The following is a 20602-nucleotide window of genomic DNA, read 5'->3' as shown; positions in this document are numbered from 1 at the left end:
ATTGTTAAATATTCAGATGATCTACAAATACAAAGCCGACCCAAGATGCTTGGATCGGCTTTGTATTTGTAGAAACAGAAAAATTTAAAAAATTTACTTTTGCAGGAGTATTTTGTGGGTACTTTGGCCAGTTGACGTTTGCAGTTGCAAGAAATACAAACCGGCTTCCTGTTTATCCGCTTGCCACTCTAGTTGGTAAGGTCGGTTGGCTTGGGCTTCTGCTTGGTATAAGCTGGTAACTTCATTTCCCTGGCTGTCGAGTACCCGCAGGGTTGCGGTTTGGGTTATGGGTAAGCTAAAACGGATGGTTACTTTGTCCTGAAAGGGGTTGGGAAAAGCCTGGAGTAACTTAACCTCGTTAGTGCTTAAAGTGGCAGAATTTGGTTTAATGAAGTAGCGGGGCGAGGTAATAACCGATTCGGGTACTTTTACGAGCCAGTAATCCGTAAGGCCCAGGGAAGGCTGGGTTTGGTCGCCGCTGATTTCGGAATTGGAGCGGCCTGCGAGCAGGTAGCTATCGTCGTTGGCTTGTACGATGGTACGCAGTTCGTCTGGGCCGCTGCCGCCAAAGCGTTTGTCCCATTGTTTGGCGCCGGCGCTGTTGGTTTTAATCAGCCAATAATCGGTGCTTCCCTGGCTGTTCTCGCTTTTGTCGCCGCCTGTTTCCGAGGCTGAGGTGCCGCCCAAAAGTAAACTGCCGGTAGTAGTTACGGCTATCGACCGTAATTCATCGGGGCCGTTACCACCGTAGGTTTTATCCCATAATTGCTGGCCTTGATTGTTAATTTTTATTACCCAAAAATCGTTGCCACCTTGGCTGTTTTGCGTTTTGTTGCCTTTAACCGGCGAGTTGCTGTAACCCGCCAGTATGTAAGTATCGCCCATAGCCGCCAGGGCAGATAAGTGGTCTTGCTCGGAGCTGCCGTAACACTTATCCCAAAGCCGCTGCCCATCCGGACTTACTTTAACAATCCAGTAATCGGCGCCGCCCTGGCTCAGTTGGCTTTTATCGCCGCTTAATCCGCTCACCGACGTGCCTCCCAGGAGTAAACTGCCGTCGGGGTTTACCAGTACATCCTGCAGGTAATCGTGAGCATTTCCGCCGAAACTGTAGTCCGCAATTTTATTGCCCCGCGGATTCAGGATTACAACCCAATAGTCGTAACCGCCTCGGCTGTCTTCGCTTTTATCGTCGCCGGCCGACGAAATGCTATAGCCACCCAATACATAGTTGCCCGACGCAAATTGCCGGATCTGCCGCAAATCTTCGAAGCCGCTGCCGCCAAAGGTACGGTCCCATTCTTTAGTACCGTTTCGACTAATTTTTATTACCCAAAAATCCCGGTCCCCCCGGCTAACGCCCGATTTATCGCCGCCGACCCCCGATTCGGAACTGCCACCCAGCAAATAACCCCCATCCGGGGTTTGCATGATGCTGTTGAGGTAATCATTTTCAGGGCCGCCAAAGCGCTTACGCCATTCTTCTTTACCCGAGGCATCGGTTTTTACTACCCAGTAGTCCAGGCCGCCGCGACCCGGAATTGTTGGCTCATTGGAGTTAGCCGGTTCGGAATAGCCACCGAGCAGGTATCCGTTGTCGCCGGTCTTAATTATTTGGGTGAAATTATCGTTTTTAGAGTTGCCGTACCGGAAGGTGGCAATTTCTTGAGCAGGCGGAGCCGCATCTTGCCATTTAGCAACCCAAAAATCCCGGCCACCCCGGCTACTTTCGCTTTTATCCGGCCCCCGGCCCGAAATGGAAGTTCCGCTCAGTAAATAGCCGCCATCGGCTGTAAAAAGCACCGAGCGCAAGTTATCGGAACTATGGCTGCCTACGGTTTTGTCCCATACTTTTTGGGTATTCGCTAAGCGCACGAGCCAGAAATCTTCGTAGCCCCGGCTTTTTTCGGTTTTGTTCTTACTAATTTTAGAGGTGGAAGTGCCGCCAATGATAAAATTGCCATTAGGCGCCGGAGCAATGGTACTCAAAAAATCGTTACTTTCTCCGCCGTAAGTAGTAAGCCAGGTTTCGTTGCCGGTGGCATCAATTTCGGCTACCAGGTAATCGTAGTCGTAATCGGTAAGCGATAAACCAGCCGCCGAGCCGCCGATAATAAATTTTTTGGTTTCCGGTTGGTAATAAATGGCCGCCAGGTGATTATCGCGGTTAGAGAAACCGTAGGTTTTATCCCACTGTTTATGGCCGCGTTGGTCTATTTTTAAAATCCAGCCATTGTAGGTATTTTCGGCTTTGGCCAGGGCAGTTTGTTTATTGGGCGCGGTTTTGTCGGCACTCACCCGCGAGTTAGAAGAGCCACCTACCAAAATTTGATCATCCGGCGTAGCTGCTAAAAAAGTAAGATAATCGGTGTTGCTGCCACCGTAGGTTTGGTCCCATTGCTTGGTGCCGTTCCTATCTATTTTTACAAGCCAGTAGTCCGAGGTGTTTTCGCCGCGGTTCATGTCAGTTTTATCGCCTTCTATGCCCGAAAAAGAAGTGCCACCCAGCAGAAAGCCGCCATCCGGCGTAGGTAAAATACTAACTAAATCGTCGGCGCTGGAGCCGCCATAGGTGCGGTCCCAGATTTTATTACCGTATAAATCTATTTTAATTACCCAGTAATCACTGTATCCTTTGCTGTTGGCGCTTTTGTCGCCGCTGGTGTTGGAGTACGATATGCCGCCCAACAGGTAACCGCCTTCTGGTAAGGCTACCATGGCTTTTAACTGATCGCTGCCCCGGCCGCCGTAGGTTTTATCCCATACTTTTTGCCCGTCGGCATCAATTTTTATTACCCAGTAATCTTCGGAAGTAAAGTAACAAGTGTTATGGTGGCAATCGGCTTCGCCGTAGTTTTCGTGGGTTTTGTCGCCGCTTTTCGTAGAATACGAAGTGCCGCCCAGTAAATAGCCACCATCGGGGGTAGGTACCGTAACGCTAAGGTAATCGTCGGCGGTGCCGCCTAAAGTTTTATCCCATTTTTTTACCAGAGCAGGTTGGGCAACTACCGAAAAAGCAAAAATTTTAAAAAAAAATAAAAACAAGAACAAGCGCCAACTTGCCGGTAAAAAAAAGAAAAGCCGAAAAGGGGTACGCTGTCGGGGTAAAGTTGAAGTCATAGAGAATGTTTTTAGAAGTAAATTCTTGCCTGGAAGTAAACCAAAAGATCAAAATTAACCATTGCCTGCGGTAAGAAGAAAGCTAAAAACTAAGAAAATAGTTATTTATCCGGGGAAAACGGGAATAAGCCGGATTAATACTTACCCGTAAAGTTAGCCGGACAAACTTACGATGCTGTTTTCCGGCAGGTATTAGCTTAAAAAGTGTAGTAGCGGCGGCCACCAAGTAATTCGGGCTAAGTCATGATAAATCCGGAAAATGCATGAAGTTGAAGTAACGACAGAATATAGTAAAATAACGGAAATAATACAAGATGGTTTTTAAGCAAGTAGCGGCCGGCGCTTTATTCGGGTAAGATAAACCCGATTGCAAAACAATGCAGAATGAAACCTTGATCTTTGGATTGCCTGAACACGCTTGTTTTGGGCGAAAACGAGTACTTCAGAATTTAAAAAATTTAAAAATTGGTTTAGGTAGCTGAAGTAAAAAAGCACCAGCCACCAAAGCGAAATCCGGAACAGTTTCTGTATAAAAATAGCTGGTTGAGAGCGCTACCGATGAAGTTGCGTAATTCTAAAATTTTGCTTTTTTCTTAGCTAATGTGTAGCCTAAAGCCAGAACAGACAGCATAAAAATACTCATTGGCGCTTCGTTTAACCGCAATGGGCCGAGCTGCGGTACTTTGTCGGAAAATTCAGATTCTAAACCTTTAGCGCCTGGAAAAGCAAAACTGCCAGCTTGGGCCGTCCAGAAAAAGGCGGGCAACATGGTGCCCCATTTTAGCTGTGTTTTTTGATCGCCGCTTTTCTTTTGTAGCAAATATAAGCCGGCGCCTCCCAGCATGGAACCTAGCAAAATAGTCATGGCATCGTGAAACTTGGCGTGCGGCGTCCAGCGGGGATTAAATAAATGCGTTTTATTATAATCGAACAAGAAGCCACCTGCCCCAGTAAAAGCGGCGGCACCGAATAATAGTCGGTACCCAGTATTATGTTTTCTGGTTTCTTTCATAGACTTACCGGGAAGAGTATATCGTCTTTATTGACCTTGAAAAGAATTGTTTTGGGTTCGTTTTCTGGTGTCAATATTAATTCCTTATCAAGTAGTTTTGATACGTCCGATATATACTTAATTAATTTATCGTGATCTTTTATTGAATTGAATTCGCTGGGATCAATATCACTCTCCATTTCTGTACTGTCAAAGAAATGTGCATTGATTTGTATTTTGTCAATAAATACTTTCGCAATAGAATAAAGGTCATGATTGGCACTCCAAAATTCTTTAATTACACCAAAGTCGATTTGATTTTCACTTTTGTCAGTTTTCCTATTGAACCAGTCGAGGCGGTAATTTTTGTTTACGTAGTCAATCCAAATTTCCCAGTCAGCAACATTTGTTTGCAAAACATAAATGTCACGATAAGAGCCATCCTGATAGTAAATTTTCTCTTTTAAGTCGGTCCAATTCATGTTGCTTACCTGCCGTTTTTATTTTAAATATTACATACCGCAATAATTCTACCTGAGTTTATCAGGAATTACGAACTGGTAGCTCCACTGTTTATAATATTGATGTTATTAACTGGTTTTCCGTTTGGTTTTATTCACCACAATGCGGGGTTCGCGGGTAAGAATGGTTTTAATGTTGAGCCTGACTAAGTCGCCCATGTTCTGGCATTTTAAAAAATCGTCGGATTGGTGGTACTGCGCCAGTTCTTGTTTGAGTTGCTCTATTTTTTCAGGCGTAGAAAGCGTATCGGCACGCATAGCATCAATTAAATCTTTCAGGCGGTAACGGGCTAATTTTAAGCGTTGGTACAGCAAGGTGCGTTCTTCGCTTTGGTATTGCTGCACGGTTTGGCGATTGAGGAGTTGCAATACCAGTTCTACCACTTTGTTATTGTCTTTAAAAAATTGGGGTAAATATTTCGAGCGGCGACCTTCGTACGATTGCTGGTCGAAGTCTATGGAGCGCACGCGGTATTGTTCGTCTTCAAAATCGGGGGTTACATCAATCACGTAATTATAAGAACGCATGTCGCCGAGCAGCCTGATAAAGCAGCGTTCGTTAAACTTTACAAACTCCTTGGCTATGCGAACTTTGTTGGTGTTGGGCCGGTCCAGGTGTTCTTTTATAAATACGTCGCCGGGAATACCGGCAATGTGCTCTTCAATGATTGTTTCGCCATCTACGCGGTAGTTAATGCGACTTGGTGATAAAATATGCTCCAGTTCCAGGCCATAAACCCGCGAGGCATCGGCCCGTTTCACGTAAAAATAGTCGTAGTTATCGTTTAGCTGATTTTTAATTTGTACCCGGAACGGGTTGGTATTGCCAAAGGTGCAATAATCAATACGCGACACGCGCAAGTGCTCCATTACCGAAATATCACCAGCCGTTTTAAGTAAAGCGTAGTTCATAGTGAGACCCTCGCTGAGTTCCTGCTGGCGGCTTTGCTCGTACAAAACAGTTTCCCAGAGCGTGTCTTTCCCGGACTTGTCGTAATACGGAAACGATTCGCTGTTGTGCAGTAAATCTTCGTAGCGCACGGGTAATTTCGCTTCGCGGTCGTAGGTTCGCAGGTATTTTCGGAGCCGCTTGGAAATAGGATAAACCAACTTCTTTTTCGTTACAATTTCGTCTGCTGGCATAGGCTAAATAGTTAGAGTAGGTTTTTGTTTAAGGCAACTACCTTAAAGGTACGACCAGTTAGCTGGCTCTGGTACACAAAATTTTAAAAATTTTAAAATCCGGAAATCGAATAACCAATATCATCAACTTCACCTATTTCGTCGTGTGTGGGTGTTGGAATCATATACTGATGCCCTTTTATCAACCCCCCGAAAATCTGATATCTAACATCTAATATCTAACATCCAATTCCGGTACTATTTTATCTATTTCTGATACTTTTTCAGCGGACGTTTTCTCCCGAATAGATTAACCCTTATTTTTAATTTTTAAATTTTTTCCATTCCGATACAAATTAACCCAGTACATGAAGTACAAATTTAAGCCGCTAGCGGTAGGCTTGTTGGTTTTAGGTAGTTGTTTAAATCCGAACCGCGAGAAAAGCACGGACCTCTCCCAAGTTAAAAATTTAGATTACGCGGTGTACGGTGGCAATAAAGCCGGCAACCGCTACTCGCCCTTAAACCAGATAAACCTCGATAATGTTAAAAATTTGCAGGTGGCCTGGATGTACGATTCCTCCGAAAAGCCTGATCCAAACAGCACTACACCCCAGCGGCCGAAAGCCATCCAATGCCAGCCGATTGTGGTAAATGGCGTATTATACGGTACTTCGGCGGAGTTAAAATTATTTGCATTAAACGCCGGTACCGGCGAACAATTGTGGCGTTTTGAGCCCGAAAAAGACGAACAAAAATTTAACACCAGCCGCGGGGTAGTTTACTGGGAGAGTGGCGACGACAAGCGCATTTTGTATTCGGTAGGTTCGCGGCTATATGCCATTAATGCGGTAACCGGCCAACAAATTACCAGCTTTGGCGCAAACGGCTACGTAGACCTGCACGAAGGTTTGCAAACCAACCTGGACCATGATGTGAGTGAGCTTTCTGTTACGGCTTCGTCGCCGGGCGTAGTTTATAAAAATACGTTTATTATTGGTTCCAGCGTTTCCGAGTCCGGTGATGCGGCCCCGGGGCACGTGCGGGCCTTTGATGTGGTAACGGGTAAATTAAAGTGGGTTTTTCATACCATTCCGCAGCCCGGCGAGTACGGCTATGATACCTGGCCACCTACCGCTTATAAATACATTGGCGCCACCAATAACTGGAGTGGGTTGGTGGTAGACGAAAAACGGGGCACCGTTTATTTTGGTACCGGCTCCCCGGCTTCGGACTTTTACGGCGGCGACCGCCAAGGCGAAAACTTGTTTGCCACCTGCATTATGGCGCTTAATGCCGAAACCGGCCAACGCGTGTGGCACTATCAAACCATTCACCACGATTTATGGGACCGCGATCATCCGTCGCCGCCCAATTTAGCTACCGTAAAACACAATGGTAAAAAAGTAGATGTAGTGGTGCAGGCTACCAAAGACGGTTTAGTATATGTACTCGACCGCGACACGGGCGTTTCTTTGTTCCCCGTGGAAGAACGGCCGGTGCCTACTTCGCCCGCTTTGCCCGGCGAACACCCTTTCCCTACCCAGAAGTTTCCGTTAAAACCGGCTCCGTTTGCCCATCAGGTATTTACCGAAGAAGATATTACTGATATTTCACCGGAAGCCCACGCTTACGTAAAAGAACGTTTTGCGGAAATGCGCACCGATCATAAGTTTGCGCCACCTACCGAGAAGGGTACCATTTTGTTTGGTTACAGCGGTGGCGCCGAATGGGGCGGTAATTCCATCAGTCCGGACGGTATTTTGTACCAGAACGCCAACGACGATCCCTGGATTTTGCAAATGGTATCGCAGGACGAACGGAAAAAAGAAATGGCTGCGGTTACCAAAGGCAATGGCTTTTACCTGGCTAATTGCGCGGTTTGCCACGGCCGCGACCGCAAGGGCAGTGGTTCTGATTTCCCGAGTTTAACCGATGTAGATAAAAAATACAACGCCGCCGGAGTGCTGGCGATTCTGGAAAGTGGCCGGGGCCGCATGCCCGCTTTTACCCACATCCCCAAAGAAAACCGCGAAGCCATCGTGCGTTATTTACTAAACAAGGAAACTGCCGCCGATAAAGTAGCCGGCGAACACAGCGAAACCGGGCCTACTGAAACCGCTAAAAAAGAAAGCTTCCCGTACGTGCCACAATACGTAAACAAAGTCTGGAAAAAGTTTACCGACCAAAACGGCTACCCGGCTATTAAACCACCTTGGGGCACCTTAAATGCTATTGATTTAAATACCGGCGAATACTTGTGGCGCGTACCGTTGGGCGAATACCCGGAACTGGCCAAAAAAGGCGTACCCACCACCGGCACCGAAAGTTACGGAGGCCCAGTAGTAACAGGCGGCAACCTGGTATTTATTGCCGGCACCCGCGACGAGAAAATCCGGGCTTTTGACCGCAAAACCGGCCAGGTAGTATGGGAATACCAATTACCCGCCGGAGGTTTTGCTACCCCCATTACCTATATGGTAGATGGTAAACAATACGTGGTAATTGCGGCGGGCGGCGCCCGGGGCTTAAAAGGTGGCGGTAATTACGTGGCTTTTGCTTTGCCGTAGTCTTTGTTTGTTAGAAAAATAGATAGTTGTTTGAAAAAAATGGTAAAACGGCGTTATGCGTAGAGTTTGCGTTAGCGGTCTCTACGTATTTTCGGACTGCCAATCTCTGATTGGCGTAACTCAAAAGTTCGGATAAACGCCAATCAGAGATTGGCGGCACCTGGTTGTACTTAGAGCGCTGCGCTAACTCTAAGTACAACCAGGAAAGGGATAAGTAGAACTTGCTGGACCGCCTACACGAACTTTAAATACCAACTTACAAACTCCAAGCACAACTTTAGTACTTCGCCCAGTTTACTCATGCTAAGTACAATTAATTTATTTTGGGGAAAGTCTAAAATTTAAAAAAATATAATTTTAATGGCCAATCAGCTAAAGTACAGGAGTAAATTCCGGTAAAACCGGGGTATTTAACTAAATTAAAATTTCTATTTTTTTAGTCTGCTTAATCGGTTTTAGTTAACAGATGGCTTACTGTTGTTCTATTTTTATTTTAAACCAGGTATTATGTTGTTAATTTTTAAAAATTGAAATAATTGAAAATAACCTCTGTTTTTTTTGATTCCATTATAATTTATATTTGACAAATACCAAAACCAAGATCATTGAGCCCGAACAGTTTAAAAGACAACGAACTTTTAGATGGTTTACGAAACGAATCGGCTGAATCGTTTCGGGTAATATATGATCGCTACTGGACAAAACTGTACCAGGTGGCGTACCGCAAAACCGGTACAAAAGAAGTTGCCGAAGAATTGGTGCAGGAAATATTTTTAAATCTCTGGCTGAAACGGAAAACCATTGTTATTACCAGCAGCCTGGAAGCCTACCTTTTTACGGCTGTTAAATACGCCATTATTAATCATTTCCAGTCGCAATTAGTCCGTACTAAATACCAGTCTGCCGCCGACCACTCCATAGCGGCCGCTAACTACACCGAAGAAAGCGTTATAACCAGTGAGTTAAATACTGCCTTAAAAAACGCGCTGGCTTTATTGTCTGCTAAAACGTGCGAAGTTTTTGAAAAAAGCCGCTTTCAAAACCTATCTAACAAAGAAATTGCCCACGAACTCCAACTCACTGATAAAGCCGTGGAGTTTCACATCACCAAAACCCTAAAGCATCTTAAAATTTTTCTCAAAGATTTTGTGGTTCCACTGCTTTGTATCGCCGTTTACTGCTAATCCTGCTTCTTTTTTACAAATTTTTTAAAAAAATCGATTTTTGATTTAGGGTAATCCCGCATTTGCTTGGCTAAATAAGTAAGAAACCAGCTAAGGCAAACAGGTTAGGCGGATACATGAGCAAAAACGAACAAGAAAAGCTGCAAAGGCTTTTAAAAAAATACTTAGCTGGCGAGTTATCCCCGGAAGAAGAAGCTATTGTGGCCGAATGGTACGAGAATTTAAACCACCAAGCAACGGGGCCGGAACCAGACGAGAACCTACAAAGCCGCAAAAGTAAAAACTGGGAAATTTTAAACGCTAAAATACAACAAGCTGCCGCCGAAGAAGAACCCGATGCGGCAGAAGAACCAGGCCGTACGATTAGCTGGAGTCCTAATTACTGGTACGGCATAGCAGCTACTTTTTTATTGCTGCTTGGCTTTGCTTTATACCCACGCTTCCGGGTACCCGAAAACCAGGTAGCCTTATTACAAAAACAAAATGATTTAAAAAAAGCGCAACGCGTGGCGCTTAGCGATGGCTCGCTGGTGTGGTTAGAGCCAGGTTCCCAAATTAAATATCCGGTGCAGTTTACCGGGGCCAGCCGCGATGTGTTTTTACACGGCAAAGCTTTTTTCTCGGTAGCCCGCGATAAACAACATCCGTTCCGGGTATACGGGAGTGCCGTAGAAGTAAAAGTGTTAGGCACCAGCTTTGGCGTTGATTTTACCACCGAGCAAGTGGCCGAAGTGCTGGTACGCACGGGCAAAGTAGCCGTTACTTCCACCGAAAAAAGCTTGCCGGATTATTTGCCGTTTGTGCATACCGCCAAAAAAACGGTGCAATTGCAATTAAACGAGAAAGCGCATTTTGATGCAACGCGGGATACGGCCATTAAACAAAAAATAAGCAAGCTGTACTGGGAAAAGCAGTTGCCTCTGGAAAAACTAGTGTTCCCGGATAATCCTTTAACCGAAGTGATTCAGGCTTTAGAAGACCAGCACCGGGTAACCATTACCTTAGCAAATGTCCGGCTGAAACAATGCAATTTAACGGCTTATTTTTATAATCAGCCCTTACCGGTAAAGCTCGATATGATTTGTAAATCCATTGGCGCCACCTACCAGGTAGATGACGATAAATACCTGATTTCAGGAGCAGGTTGCTTATAAACCAATTTTTTAAATTAAAAGCTAGCTTATGCCACAAAATTACTTGTACTAAACCGGCAGTATACTCACTTCGGCACTTTTTTTAATTTCTTCCTCGTTGCGGCATTCACCGGTTAATGCATGCCTGGTCTTATTTTGCCTTATCTCTGCATTATTGTAAAAATTTAAAAACAACGTGTATCTATGAAAATATTACGCTTGAAGCAAAAACCAGGGTGGTTTATTTGCCGAACTGCTTTTTTGTTAGCTCTTTTTCTATTCTTTAAACCACCAGTTACGCTGGCCGAAGACAACCGCGCCAAAGAAGTATTAAACCGGGCAATTACCTTAAAATTAGAAAATACTGAGTTAAGTGTGGTTCTCCGGAAAATTGAAGACCAAAGCGGCATTCATTTTATTTACAGTAACCAAATGATTGATGCGTCGCGCAAAGTATCGGTAGCGGCCACTAATAAAAAACTAGCCCTCGTACTTACGGAGCTGCTCACGCCCATGCACATTGATTTTGAACCGGTAGGCGGCGAAGTAGTGCTCAAAAAATTAAAAACCAGTGGCTATGTGCCTTTAGCCGACCAATCGGGTTCGATGCTGGTATCTACTAAAAGACCGGTGCTGGCCGCTACCATTACCGGTAAAATTACCTCGGCTACCGGCGAAGGTTTGCCGGGTGTAACGGTTTTAGTAAAAGGTACTACTACCGGTACTGCTTCTAGCGCGGATGGTTCTTATTCTATTACGGCACCCACCGATAACGGCACTTTGGTATTTTCCTTTATTGGCTATACCACCAAAGAAGTAGCTTTTAATGGCAGCGCCACCCTGAATGTAACTTTACTCGACGATACGCAAACCCTGGACGAAGTTGTAGTAACCGCCTTGGGTATTAAACGGGAAAAGAAAGCCTTAACCTACGCCGTATCGGAAGTGGGCGGCGAGAAACTAACCCAGGCCCGGGAAATTAACGTGGGTAACGCTTTAGCCGGCCGGGTAGCCGGGGTAACGGCCTCCGGTACTTCGGGCGGACCAGGCGGTTCCAGCCGCATTGTGATCCGGGGGAACGGGTCTTTAAACGGCGAAAACCAGCCTTTGTACGTGGTTAACGGCATGCCCATTACCAACAACAACCAAGGCTCCGCGGGCACCTTCGGGGCATCGACCGGGGCGATGGTTTGGCCAGCATTAACCCCGACGATATTGAAAGTATTTCGGTTTTAAAAGGCGGTACGGCGGCCGCTTTGTACGGGGCTCGGGCGGCCAATGGCGTTATTTTAATTACCACTAAATCCGGGAAAACGCAAAAAGGCATTGGGGTAGAGTACAATACCAACTTTACCTTTCAGCAAGCCATTAACTTAACTGATTGGCAGTACGAATATGGCTCCGGTTCTTTGGGAGCCGCGCCTACCACCCAGGCGCAGGCTATTTCTAATGGCCGCATGTCGTGGGGTGCCCGTTTAGATGGTTCGCCGGTGATTCAACCGGATGGGCAGACGCGGCCTTACTCCGCGCAGAAGAATAATTTTAAAAATTTCTACCAAACCGGTACCAACTTCGTGAATACGCTGGCGTTTACCGGCGGCAACGAAATTGCCCGCTTCCGGTTCTCGGCCTCTAACCTGGATAACAAGGCCATTGTACCCAACAACGACATGAATATTAAAACTTTTAACCTGAGTACCAGCGCGACTCTGGCTAAAAAAATTGTGTTTGAAGGTAATGCCCAGTACAACATCGAAGACGTTAAAAACCGCACCTATCTGGCTGATTTTCAATTAAACCCTAATACGGGTGCCCAGTTGTTAGCTTCTAACATTCCGATAGAAACCTTGTCGCCGGGTTATTTGCCCAACGGCAACGAATTTAAATGGAGCGATTACGAGTACGCTACCAACCCGTATTTTGCCATTAACAAAGTCCGGAATGGCGATACCAAAAAACGGTTTATTGGTTCTTTTAATACTACTTATAATATTACCGATGAACTCTACGTGCGGGCCCGCTTTGGGATTGACCAGGTAAACTTCGATGGTTTTGCCATTCAGCCCACCGGTTTAGCTTTTAACCAACCCGGTTCCATGAGCACCGACCAAAGTTTGCAATCCGAAACCAACCTGGAAGGAACCATTGGCTATCGCAAAGAAGTAGGCGCTTTCTCGATTAACGTGTTTGCTGGCGGTAACCAGATGCGCAATACCTTCGATGGCATTAATTTGTCCAGCGGTCAGTTTAACCGGCCTTTTGAGTATTTTATTGCTAATGGCCGCAGCCAGAACTTTGGCATCAACTACAGCCAGGTAGGCATTAATTCGTTGTTTGCTTCCGCGGATATTGATTTTAATAATTATCTGTATTTAACCTTGACCGGCCGCAACGATTGGTTCTCGACCTTAGACCCTAAGAAAAACAGCTTGTTTTACCCATCGGTAGGGTTAAGCTTTGTGGCTTCCGATGCCTGGGCTTCTAAACCCGCCTGGTTAGATTACGCCAAAATAAGAAGTTCCTGGGCCCAGGTAGGGGGCGGTGCACCGAATGCTTATGCCATTACCCAAACGTTTTCGGCGCAGTCGCAGCAGCATTTAGGCCAAACTTTAATGAACGTTACCAGCGCTACCTTACCTACGCTGCTCACGCCTTATACTTCTACCACCACCGAATTTGGTATCGAAACTAAAATTTTTAATAACCGCTTGGGCGTGGATGTAACCCTCTACGACCGCACCACTACCAACGACATTGTAAACGCTACTTTGCCGCAATCCAGTGGCTACACCGCAGTTGCTTTAAACGTGGGTAAAATGAAAAACCGGGGCGTGGAATTAATGATTTCGGGTACGCCGGTTTCTTCCGAAAGCGGATTGTCGTGGAACCTGGCTTTAAATACGGCTTACAATAAAAATGAGGTTATCAGCATTGCCCCCGAGTTAGGCTTAACCAGTTTGCGTTTACCCGGCGCTACTACCCGCACCGAAAACGGCTGGATTACCCACTACCAGGGCGAGCCTTTCGGTCAGATTGCCGGCAGCACGTACTCCCGCGATGCTAGCGGCCGAATTATTTACAACAGCTCTAACGGTTTACCTATTGCCAGTCCGGTAGTACCTTTAGGTAAAGGCGTGCCACCCTTGGCCGTAGGTTTAAATAACGACTTTACTTTTAAAAATTTCACGGCTGGTATTTTACTGGATAGCCGCTGGGGCGGCAGTATTTACTCAGCTACCAGCGCTTACGGTACCCAGTTTGGTTTAGATAAACGCACCGTAGAAAATAACGTGCGCGAAACCGGGGTAGTAGTAAATGGCGTGAACGAAAAAGGCGAAGCCTTTACTAAAACCGTACCCGCCGAAACGTATTACAAAGGCCTTTGGAACACCATTACCAGCGAGTTTGTGGAGAAAGCCGATTTTATTAAGCTGCGTTCCATTAACATTGGCTACACCTTGCCGTCGGCGTTGCTCGCGAAAACGCCTTTCCAGTCGGCGAATATTTCGTTTGTGGGCCGGAACCTGCTTATTCTATACCGCGCCACCAAAAACATCGACCCGGAATCGAATTATAGCAGCGGTAATGCGCAAGGCCTCGAAAACTTTGGTTTGCCATCTACCCGCACCTACGGCATTAACTTAAGCGTGCGCTTATAAAAACAGATTTAGGTAATTACTTTATCCAAAATGATTTAGAAAAATATGAATAATATAAAACGTAAAATAGCTGCTTTTACTTTTAAAACCGGCTTTTTAGCAGTTTTCTTCTTAACCTCCTGCGATAAAGGTTTCGAAGAAATGAACATTAACCCGAACTCCTTTACCGAGCCGGCCATTGAACCTTTGTTTACCAATAGTATTATCCGCACCGTGGGCACCGGTACCGCCGACCGTAACCGGACGAATATTAAATATGCATCGGGTATTATGCAGTACCACGCTACGCTGCAAAATTTTTGGTATGGCGAAAAAGGCATTGTAAACGCCCAAACCGGTAATTTCTTCGAAACGGTTTATACTTCGCATTTGCGGGAACTGATGATTGTAATCCGGGAAACAGAAGGCAATCCGGAATTGGTAAATCAAAATGCCATTGCTAAAATCTGGAAAGTATATGCCTTGCACCGGGTTACCGATGCGTACGGCGATGTACCTTATAAACAAGCCGCCGGCGCGCCCGAAGGTATTTATAAACCCGCCTACGATAAGCAATCGGAGATTTACCCGTGGATGCTGCAGGATCTGGAAGCGGCTTTAAACCAGATGGATGCTGCTAAACCTACTTTTGGCGCGGCCGATGTTATTTACTCCGGTAATGTGCCCAAATGGAAAGCCTTTGGTTATTCTTTAATGCTGCGTTTAGCCATGCGCTTAACCAAAGTAGACCCGGCTCTGGCGCAAACCTGGGCGCAGAAAGCCATAGCCGGTGGCGTGATGCAAAGCAATGCCGATATTGCCAAACTGGTGCATATTTCGGCTAATGAAAACACCTGGAACTGGGATGCCCGCGAATTAAAAAGAGAAAGCTTACCCGAAGGCAACCAAGGCCTGGGTTTAGTAAAAATGGGTAAAACTTTCCTGGATTTACTGCAGGCCAATCAAGACCCGCGCATACCGTTTTACATGACTTTGTGGGAAGGCAACATCGACGCCAAACAAGGCCAGGTGATAACGCAAACTACCGCTGCCGAACTGCAAAAAGCGTTGCCCAATGGTTACGATCCAAACACGATTAGTACGGTTATTCCGAACTGGAAAAACGAATTGCTGCGCGAATACTCCGAACCCAATACGGCTACGGTGGCTAACTTTTCGGCGCCTTCCATTATCCTGAGCTATTCCGAGGTAGAATTTTTATTAGCTGAGGCGGCCCTACGCGGTTGGGAAACCGGCAACGCCCAAGACCATTACCATAAAGCTATCCGTGCCAATATGGAGTCGTCTACTTTATACCCGAATAGCAGCGTGGCCAATGTAGCCATTACTCCCGCCGAAATTGATACCTACATTGCAGCGCACCCGTTAACCAGCGGCATGCCCGAAATGATGGAGCAAATTCACACGCAGTTTTACCTGGCGCACTACATGTACCTCGACTTTTTTGAAGCCTGGTCGAACTGGCGCCGCACCGGAATTCCGGCTTTGCAACCGATTAATTACCCGCTTAATGCCACCGGCGGTACTCCGTTACGGCGCTTAATGTATTCGTTTGAAGAAAAATCTTTGAATGCAGCCAGTGTAGAAAATGCCATCCAGAACCAAGGCCCCGATTTATATACTACCCGCGTTTGGTGGGACAAGGAATAACCAGGCAAGTAGCTTTCCGGATTAAAGAAAGCGTTTTAATCAAATTTTTAAAAATTTTCTGTTTCGCTAAAATTTAAAAAAGTAGCATTATGAAAGATAACCGCAGAAATTTTATCAAGAAAAGTGCTTACCTGGCGGCCGCCTTGTCTATAGGCAGTACAGCCTCGACTATGGTTAACCCGCTGGTGACCAAAGAAAAACCAAATAAATTAAAAGCCTTTGCCCGGGATGCCGGAATGAAATTCGCTTTGGCCATGAGCCCCGATTCGCCGCGGGTACCATTTGCCAAGCAAATAGATGTGATGCATGCGGTTTCGGGGATTATTCGAAATCCTAACCTAAAACCCTGGGACCCGGAAGCCATTAAAGCCACCAAAGCCGCTTGGGATAAAGAAGGCATAAAATGGACCGTGGTAGAAGGACCGCCTTCCTTGGGCGAACAAACCAAATTAGCATTATCGGGCCGGGATGAAGAAATTTCCAACTTCATCACCTTTATGAAAAACCTGAAGCAATACGGCGGCGTGGATGTGATCTGCTATAACTGGATGCCGGTAATTAGCTGGGCGCGTACCACCATGGACCGGCCGGGCCGGGGAGGAGCTTTGGTCACTTCTTTCGATAACGATGATATTAAAAACAGACCGGTCACGCAGTATGGCCAGGTTTCGAAAGAAGCCATGTGGAAGAATTTAGAGTATTTTCTGAAAGCCGTGGTGCCCGAAGCCGAGAAAATAGGCATGAACTTGTCGCTGCACCCCGACGACCCGCAGGTACACAGCATTCAGGGTATTTCCCGGATTATGAATACCGTAGAAAATTTCGACCGCATGCTCAAAATCATGCCCAGCAAATACAGCGGTTTAACCATGTGCCAGGGTAATTTTTCCTTAATGGGAGCCGATATTCCAGCCCTGATTAGAAGATGGGGCAAAGCCGGTAAAATTAATTTTGCGCACTTCCGGAATGTGCAGGATTTAAGCGGCGTATTGCCCAGTACTAAATTTACCGAAACTTTTCACGACGAGGGCCAGATTGATATGCACGCCGCCATGCAAGCCTACTACGACATTGGTTTTAAAGGAACCATTCGCCCGGACCACGTGCCTACCATGCACGGCGAAGAAAATACCCGCCCCGGTTACATGACTTTAGGTACTTTATACGCCATTGGTTACATGCGCGGTTTAGCCGAATCCGTTGCCAAAGCAAACGCCAAAGCTTGATTTTTTTAAGGTTCATCTGATTTAATCCCCAGCATACCGGGTGCTTTTACCCAAAAGTACCCGGTATGCTTCTTTCGTTCATTTTCTCACCTATTAAAATGATTAAACATGAAAGATAACCGTCGCGATTTTTTAAAAAAAAGTACCGCTTTAGCTGCGCTTTCAGTGGTAGGCCTAAGCGGCTGCAGCTCTTCCGGCAAAGAACCTGCTGAAAATGGTAGGGCAGTTCTTACCGGCAGCGCCAATAATACCAAAGGTGCCGAATGGCCCATTAAAATAGGGGAGAACCAGCCCCGGTTAACGTTAGGGGTTTCCAGTAAGGCTACGGTAGCGCAAATGCGGCAGATTAAACAATTAGGCGTGGATTACGTGCTGATGGGCGGGCCACCTATTCCCTGGACCGTGGAAAGCCTCCGGGAAATAATGGATCGTTTTAAAGACGAAGGTTTAACCGTAATAAACATGATGATTGGGGAACACCCCAATGCCATTTACGGGCGGGAAGGCCGCGACGAAGAAATTAAAAAAATCCAGGATTCGTTAGTAGCCGCGGGTCAGGCGGGTTTACCGGTGGTAGAATATAACTTTTACGCCCACCGGCTCCTGGAAGGCTACTACGAAGAAAAAGCCCGGGGCGGGGCCAGCAATACCAGTTTTGATTACGAAAAAGGTAAAAACTTACCCACCGATCCCAAATTAGGTACGCCGCAAACCGCCGAAATGCTCTGGAATAATTTAACTTATTTTCTGAAAGCCATTATTCCGGTGGCCGAAAAAGCTGGCGTGCGCATGGCTTTGCACCCCAACGATCCGCCTATTCCGGTTAGTCACGGGCACGACCAGATTATGGCCACCTTTAAAGACTGGCAACGACTTTTGGAAATTGTAGATAGTCCTGCTAACGGTATGACCTTCGATTGCGGCGTTACCCGCGAAATGGGCGAAGACCCGCTAGAAGTGCTGCGCTATTTAGGTTCCCGGGACCGGATTAACCACATGCACTACCGCAATGTTACGGTAGAGAAGCCCTACGTAAAATATTCCGAAGTTTTTATCGACGAAGGCCAGGTAAATATGTTCGCGGTAATGCAGGAAGTATTTAACCTCGGTTATAAATTTGGTATTTATCCCGAACATCCCCGCGCGTTGGATTACGACCGGGAACACCCTGGCGGTATTAAAAGTATGTACCCGGGCGGCGGCGGGTACGCTGCCGAAGCCTATAATGTAGCCTATACCAAAGCCATGATGCAAGCCGTGGTTTCGCTAAAAGAAACGGGGGTAAATGCCTGAGTTATATCTGGATTTAGGTTGATAAATTGCCTTGTTTTTAGTAAAATGCGGGATTAAACAAGTAAATAATGCAAAAGTTACCCCTGATTTAACCAGCAGCCAGGTTTACGAACGCCTGAAATTTATTTTTAAAATTTTTAAATTATTGAGTTATGAAAGACAATCGTAGGGATTTTATTAAAAAAAGTGCTTCCCTGGCTGCCGCCTTTTCAATGGGTGGCTTGGGTACGGCGGTAGCTAATGCGGGCTTAGAAAAAGCAAAAGCGAATGTAGTTTTAAACTCCATGGCCAAAGATGCCGGCATGGAAATGAGTACCGCTTATTTTTCGGGCATTGAGGCTAATCGGCAACTAATAGAATTGGCGAAGCAAATGGATGCCTTGGGCGCCGTAGCCGGCATCGATAGCCGCATTACTGGCTTAACCGACGTAAAACCCTACGAGTATAAGGCCATTGCCGCCGTAAAAGAAGCCTGGAAAAAAGTAGGTTTAAATTATACCGTAGTAGAAGGGCCGCCTTCGCTCGGCGAAAAAACCAAATTGGGGCTGGCTGGCCGCGACGAAGAAATTGCCAACTTCATCACGTTTATGAAAAATTTAAAAAAAGCGGGCGTAAACGTTATTTGCTACAACTGGATGCCGGTAATTAGCTGGGCCCGTACACAAATGGACCGGCCGGCGCGGGGTGGCGCTTTGGTTACCGCTTTTGATTACGACGATATTAAGAATAAACCTTTGACCAAATACGGCGAAGTTACTAAAGAAACCATGTGGAAGAACCTGGAATATTTCCTGAAAGCCGTAGTTCCCGAAGCCGAAAAAATAGAAATGAAGCTGGCTTTGCACCCCGATGACCCGCAGGTGCACAGCATCCAGGGCATTTCCAGGATTATGAACACCGTAGAAAGCTTTGATCGCATGTTAAAAATTATGCCGAGCGATTTTAACGGTGTTACCCTATGTCAGGGTAATTTTGCCTTAATGGGCACCGATACTCCATCGTTGGTGCGGCGCTGGGGCAAAGCGGGTAAAATTCATTTTGTGCATTTCCGGAACGTGCAAGACTTAAGCGGTAAACTGCCCAGCACTAAATTCACCGAAACTTTCCACGACGAAGGCCAGATTGATATGTACGAATCCATGAAGGCGTACTACGAAATTGGCTTTAAAGGCGCTATTCGTCCGGACCACGTACCCACCATGGCCGGCGAACAAAATACCCATCCGGGATATATGACCTTGGGCAATTTGTTTGCTATCGGCTACATGCGCGGCTTAATGGAATCGGTGGTAAAAGGTGCTCGCAAATCGTAATCTGTAATTATTTTCTGCTGAAGAAATTGGCAGATGGCGTAAAATTTAAAAAATAGCTTCAGAATACAAAGTAGTATATGGCCGGACAGGTTTCTGAAGCTATTTTTTAAATTTTTACTTTTTGGCATGTGCTGATAAATGTCTGTAAGTAAGTTGTTTATCAGAAAAGTTAATCTAAACCCATGTTTCTCCGTAAATACAGCTAAAAAAAGGTAACATGGCCGAGAGTAAATTAACGCAAGACGAATTTTTAGCCTTAGTGCTGCAAAACGTACCCAAGGAGCAACAAGCCGATTGGCTTAATAATAACAGCGTGCAATCAGCGCCAGCGCTGGCCGATGGGTGGGAGATTGTGCCAAAAGACCGGAACTTGCCTAATTACCGTAACCTCGACGATTTTCAGGATTACGAACATGCCCGGGAAATTGAGTAAATTCCCGCCGTTATATCCATAACCAAACCCATGAGCAACGAATATTTTGCCATACCCGTTACTTACAAAGGCGAAGAACGCGACTTTACTACCCGGCTGTTAACTTCGGGCTATACCCATAAGTTAGAAGTAGAAATAGATGGCCACCTGGTTTCTTTTGAACCCGACGAAGACCAGAACTACCGCGCTGTTTTAAATGAAACGCAGTTAAACAAAAATTTAAAAATTGATATTGGCCTGCTTCAAGCCATTGCCCAGGTAATAGAATCTACCCTAAAATAAGATTAATTTTGCCGTGTTGTACAAAGCTTTTTAAATCAAGAAAGCCGTATTGACCTGCCTGTTCTCTAAATAATTTTTCCTCTTGTTTTTATTGTTTAGGTATTT

At 45.9% G+C, this 20602-nt stretch carries 15 protein-coding genes; 11 read left to right on the top strand and 4 right to left on the bottom strand.

The features are described from left to right. Positions 1 to 93 precede the first annotated feature (93 nt). The 4 genes from HUW51_RS05055 to HUW51_RS05040 all read right to left on the bottom strand — a co-directional run bounded on the left by HUW51_RS05055 (position 94) and on the right by HUW51_RS05040 (position 5775). Positions 94 to 3120, bottom strand: a complete 3027-nt coding sequence (locus tag HUW51_RS05055) for a T9SS type A sorting domain-containing protein (protein WP_185272908.1) — start codon at positions 3118 to 3120, stop codon at positions 94 to 96. 574 nt (positions 3121 to 3694) lie between these two features. After that, entirely contained in the window at positions 3695 to 4132 is a 438-nt protein-coding gene (locus tag HUW51_RS05050) for a DUF6640 family protein (RefSeq protein WP_185272907.1), read from the bottom strand. Next, a complete protein-coding gene (locus HUW51_RS05045; RefSeq protein WP_185272906.1) occupies positions 4129 to 4593 on the bottom strand; it encodes a hypothetical protein in 465 nt (154 codons plus the stop codon). Before HUW51_RS05045 ends, HUW51_RS05050 begins: the two co-directional genes overlap by 4 nt. 108 nt (positions 4594 to 4701) lie before the next feature. Continuing rightward, on the bottom strand, positions 4702 to 5775 hold the full coding sequence (locus HUW51_RS05040; RefSeq protein ID WP_185272905.1) for a hypothetical protein: 1074 nt from the start codon (positions 5773 to 5775) through the stop codon (positions 4702 to 4704). Between the two features lie 347 nt (positions 5776 to 6122). Here HUW51_RS05040 and HUW51_RS05035 point away from each other — a divergent pair, with 347 nt between their 5' ends. The 11 genes from HUW51_RS05035 to HUW51_RS04985 all read left to right on the top strand — a co-directional run bounded on the left by HUW51_RS05035 (position 6123) and on the right by HUW51_RS04985 (position 20497). Then, the gene (locus HUW51_RS05035; protein ID WP_185272904.1) at positions 6123 to 8324 is read left to right on the top strand and encodes an outer membrane protein assembly factor BamB family protein; all 2202 of its coding nucleotides are present in this window, start codon (positions 6123 to 6125) and stop codon (positions 8322 to 8324) included. A 605-nt stretch (positions 8325 to 8929) separates the two neighbouring features. Then, the gene (locus tag HUW51_RS05030) at positions 8930 to 9508 is read left to right on the top strand and encodes an RNA polymerase sigma-70 factor (protein ID WP_185272903.1); all 579 of its coding nucleotides are present in this window, start codon (positions 8930 to 8932) and stop codon (positions 9506 to 9508) included. Positions 9509 to 9624: 116 nt separating this feature from the next. Next, positions 9625 to 10662 carry a FecR family protein gene (locus HUW51_RS05025; protein ID WP_185272902.1) on the top strand — a complete coding sequence of 346 codons (1038 nt, stop codon included), beginning with the start codon at positions 9625 to 9627 and terminating at the stop codon, positions 10660 to 10662. 183 nt (positions 10663 to 10845) lie between these two features. After that, a complete protein-coding gene (locus tag HUW51_RS24710; RefSeq protein ID WP_185272901.1) occupies positions 10846 to 11877 on the top strand; it encodes a carboxypeptidase-like regulatory domain-containing protein in 1032 nt (343 codons plus the stop codon). After that, positions 11832 to 14300 (top strand): SusC/RagA family TonB-linked outer membrane protein, encoded by a 2469-nt coding sequence (locus tag HUW51_RS05015; RefSeq protein ID WP_185272900.1) that lies wholly within the window; start codon positions 11832 to 11834, stop codon positions 14298 to 14300. Before HUW51_RS24710 ends, HUW51_RS05015 begins: the two co-directional genes overlap by 46 nt. A 45-nt stretch (positions 14301 to 14345) precedes the next feature. Then, complete coding sequence (locus HUW51_RS05010) at positions 14346 to 15950, top strand: SusD/RagB family nutrient-binding outer membrane lipoprotein (protein WP_185272899.1); 1605 nt, start codon at positions 14346 to 14348, stop codon at positions 15948 to 15950. Positions 15951 to 16039: 89 nt separating this feature from the next. Further along, positions 16040 to 17176 carry a mannonate dehydratase gene (locus HUW51_RS05005; protein ID WP_185272898.1) on the top strand — a complete coding sequence of 379 codons (1137 nt, stop codon included), beginning with the start codon at positions 16040 to 16042 and terminating at the stop codon, positions 17174 to 17176. Between the two features lie 108 nt (positions 17177 to 17284). Next, a complete protein-coding gene (locus tag HUW51_RS05000; protein WP_185272897.1) occupies positions 17285 to 18469 on the top strand; it encodes a mannonate dehydratase in 1185 nt (394 codons plus the stop codon). A 152-nt stretch (positions 18470 to 18621) separates the two neighbouring features. Next, complete coding sequence (locus HUW51_RS04995; RefSeq protein ID WP_185272896.1) at positions 18622 to 19782, top strand: mannonate dehydratase; 1161 nt, start codon at positions 18622 to 18624, stop codon at positions 19780 to 19782. A 217-nt stretch (positions 19783 to 19999) separates the two neighbouring features. Then, the gene (locus HUW51_RS04990; protein ID WP_185272895.1) at positions 20000 to 20215 is read left to right on the top strand and encodes a hypothetical protein; all 216 of its coding nucleotides are present in this window, start codon (positions 20000 to 20002) and stop codon (positions 20213 to 20215) included. Between the two features lie 30 nt (positions 20216 to 20245). Further along, entirely contained in the window at positions 20246 to 20497 is a 252-nt protein-coding gene (locus tag HUW51_RS04985; RefSeq protein WP_185272894.1) for a hypothetical protein, read from the top strand. The last annotated feature ends 105 nt before the right edge of the window (positions 20498 to 20602 follow it).

This window comes from Adhaeribacter swui, from assembly GCF_014217805.1.
GTDB lineage: Bacteria > Bacteroidota > Bacteroidia > Cytophagales > Hymenobacteraceae > Adhaeribacter > Adhaeribacter swui.
The sequence above is the reverse complement of the archived record's forward strand: the minus strand, read 5'-3'. Positions and strand labels throughout refer to the sequence as shown.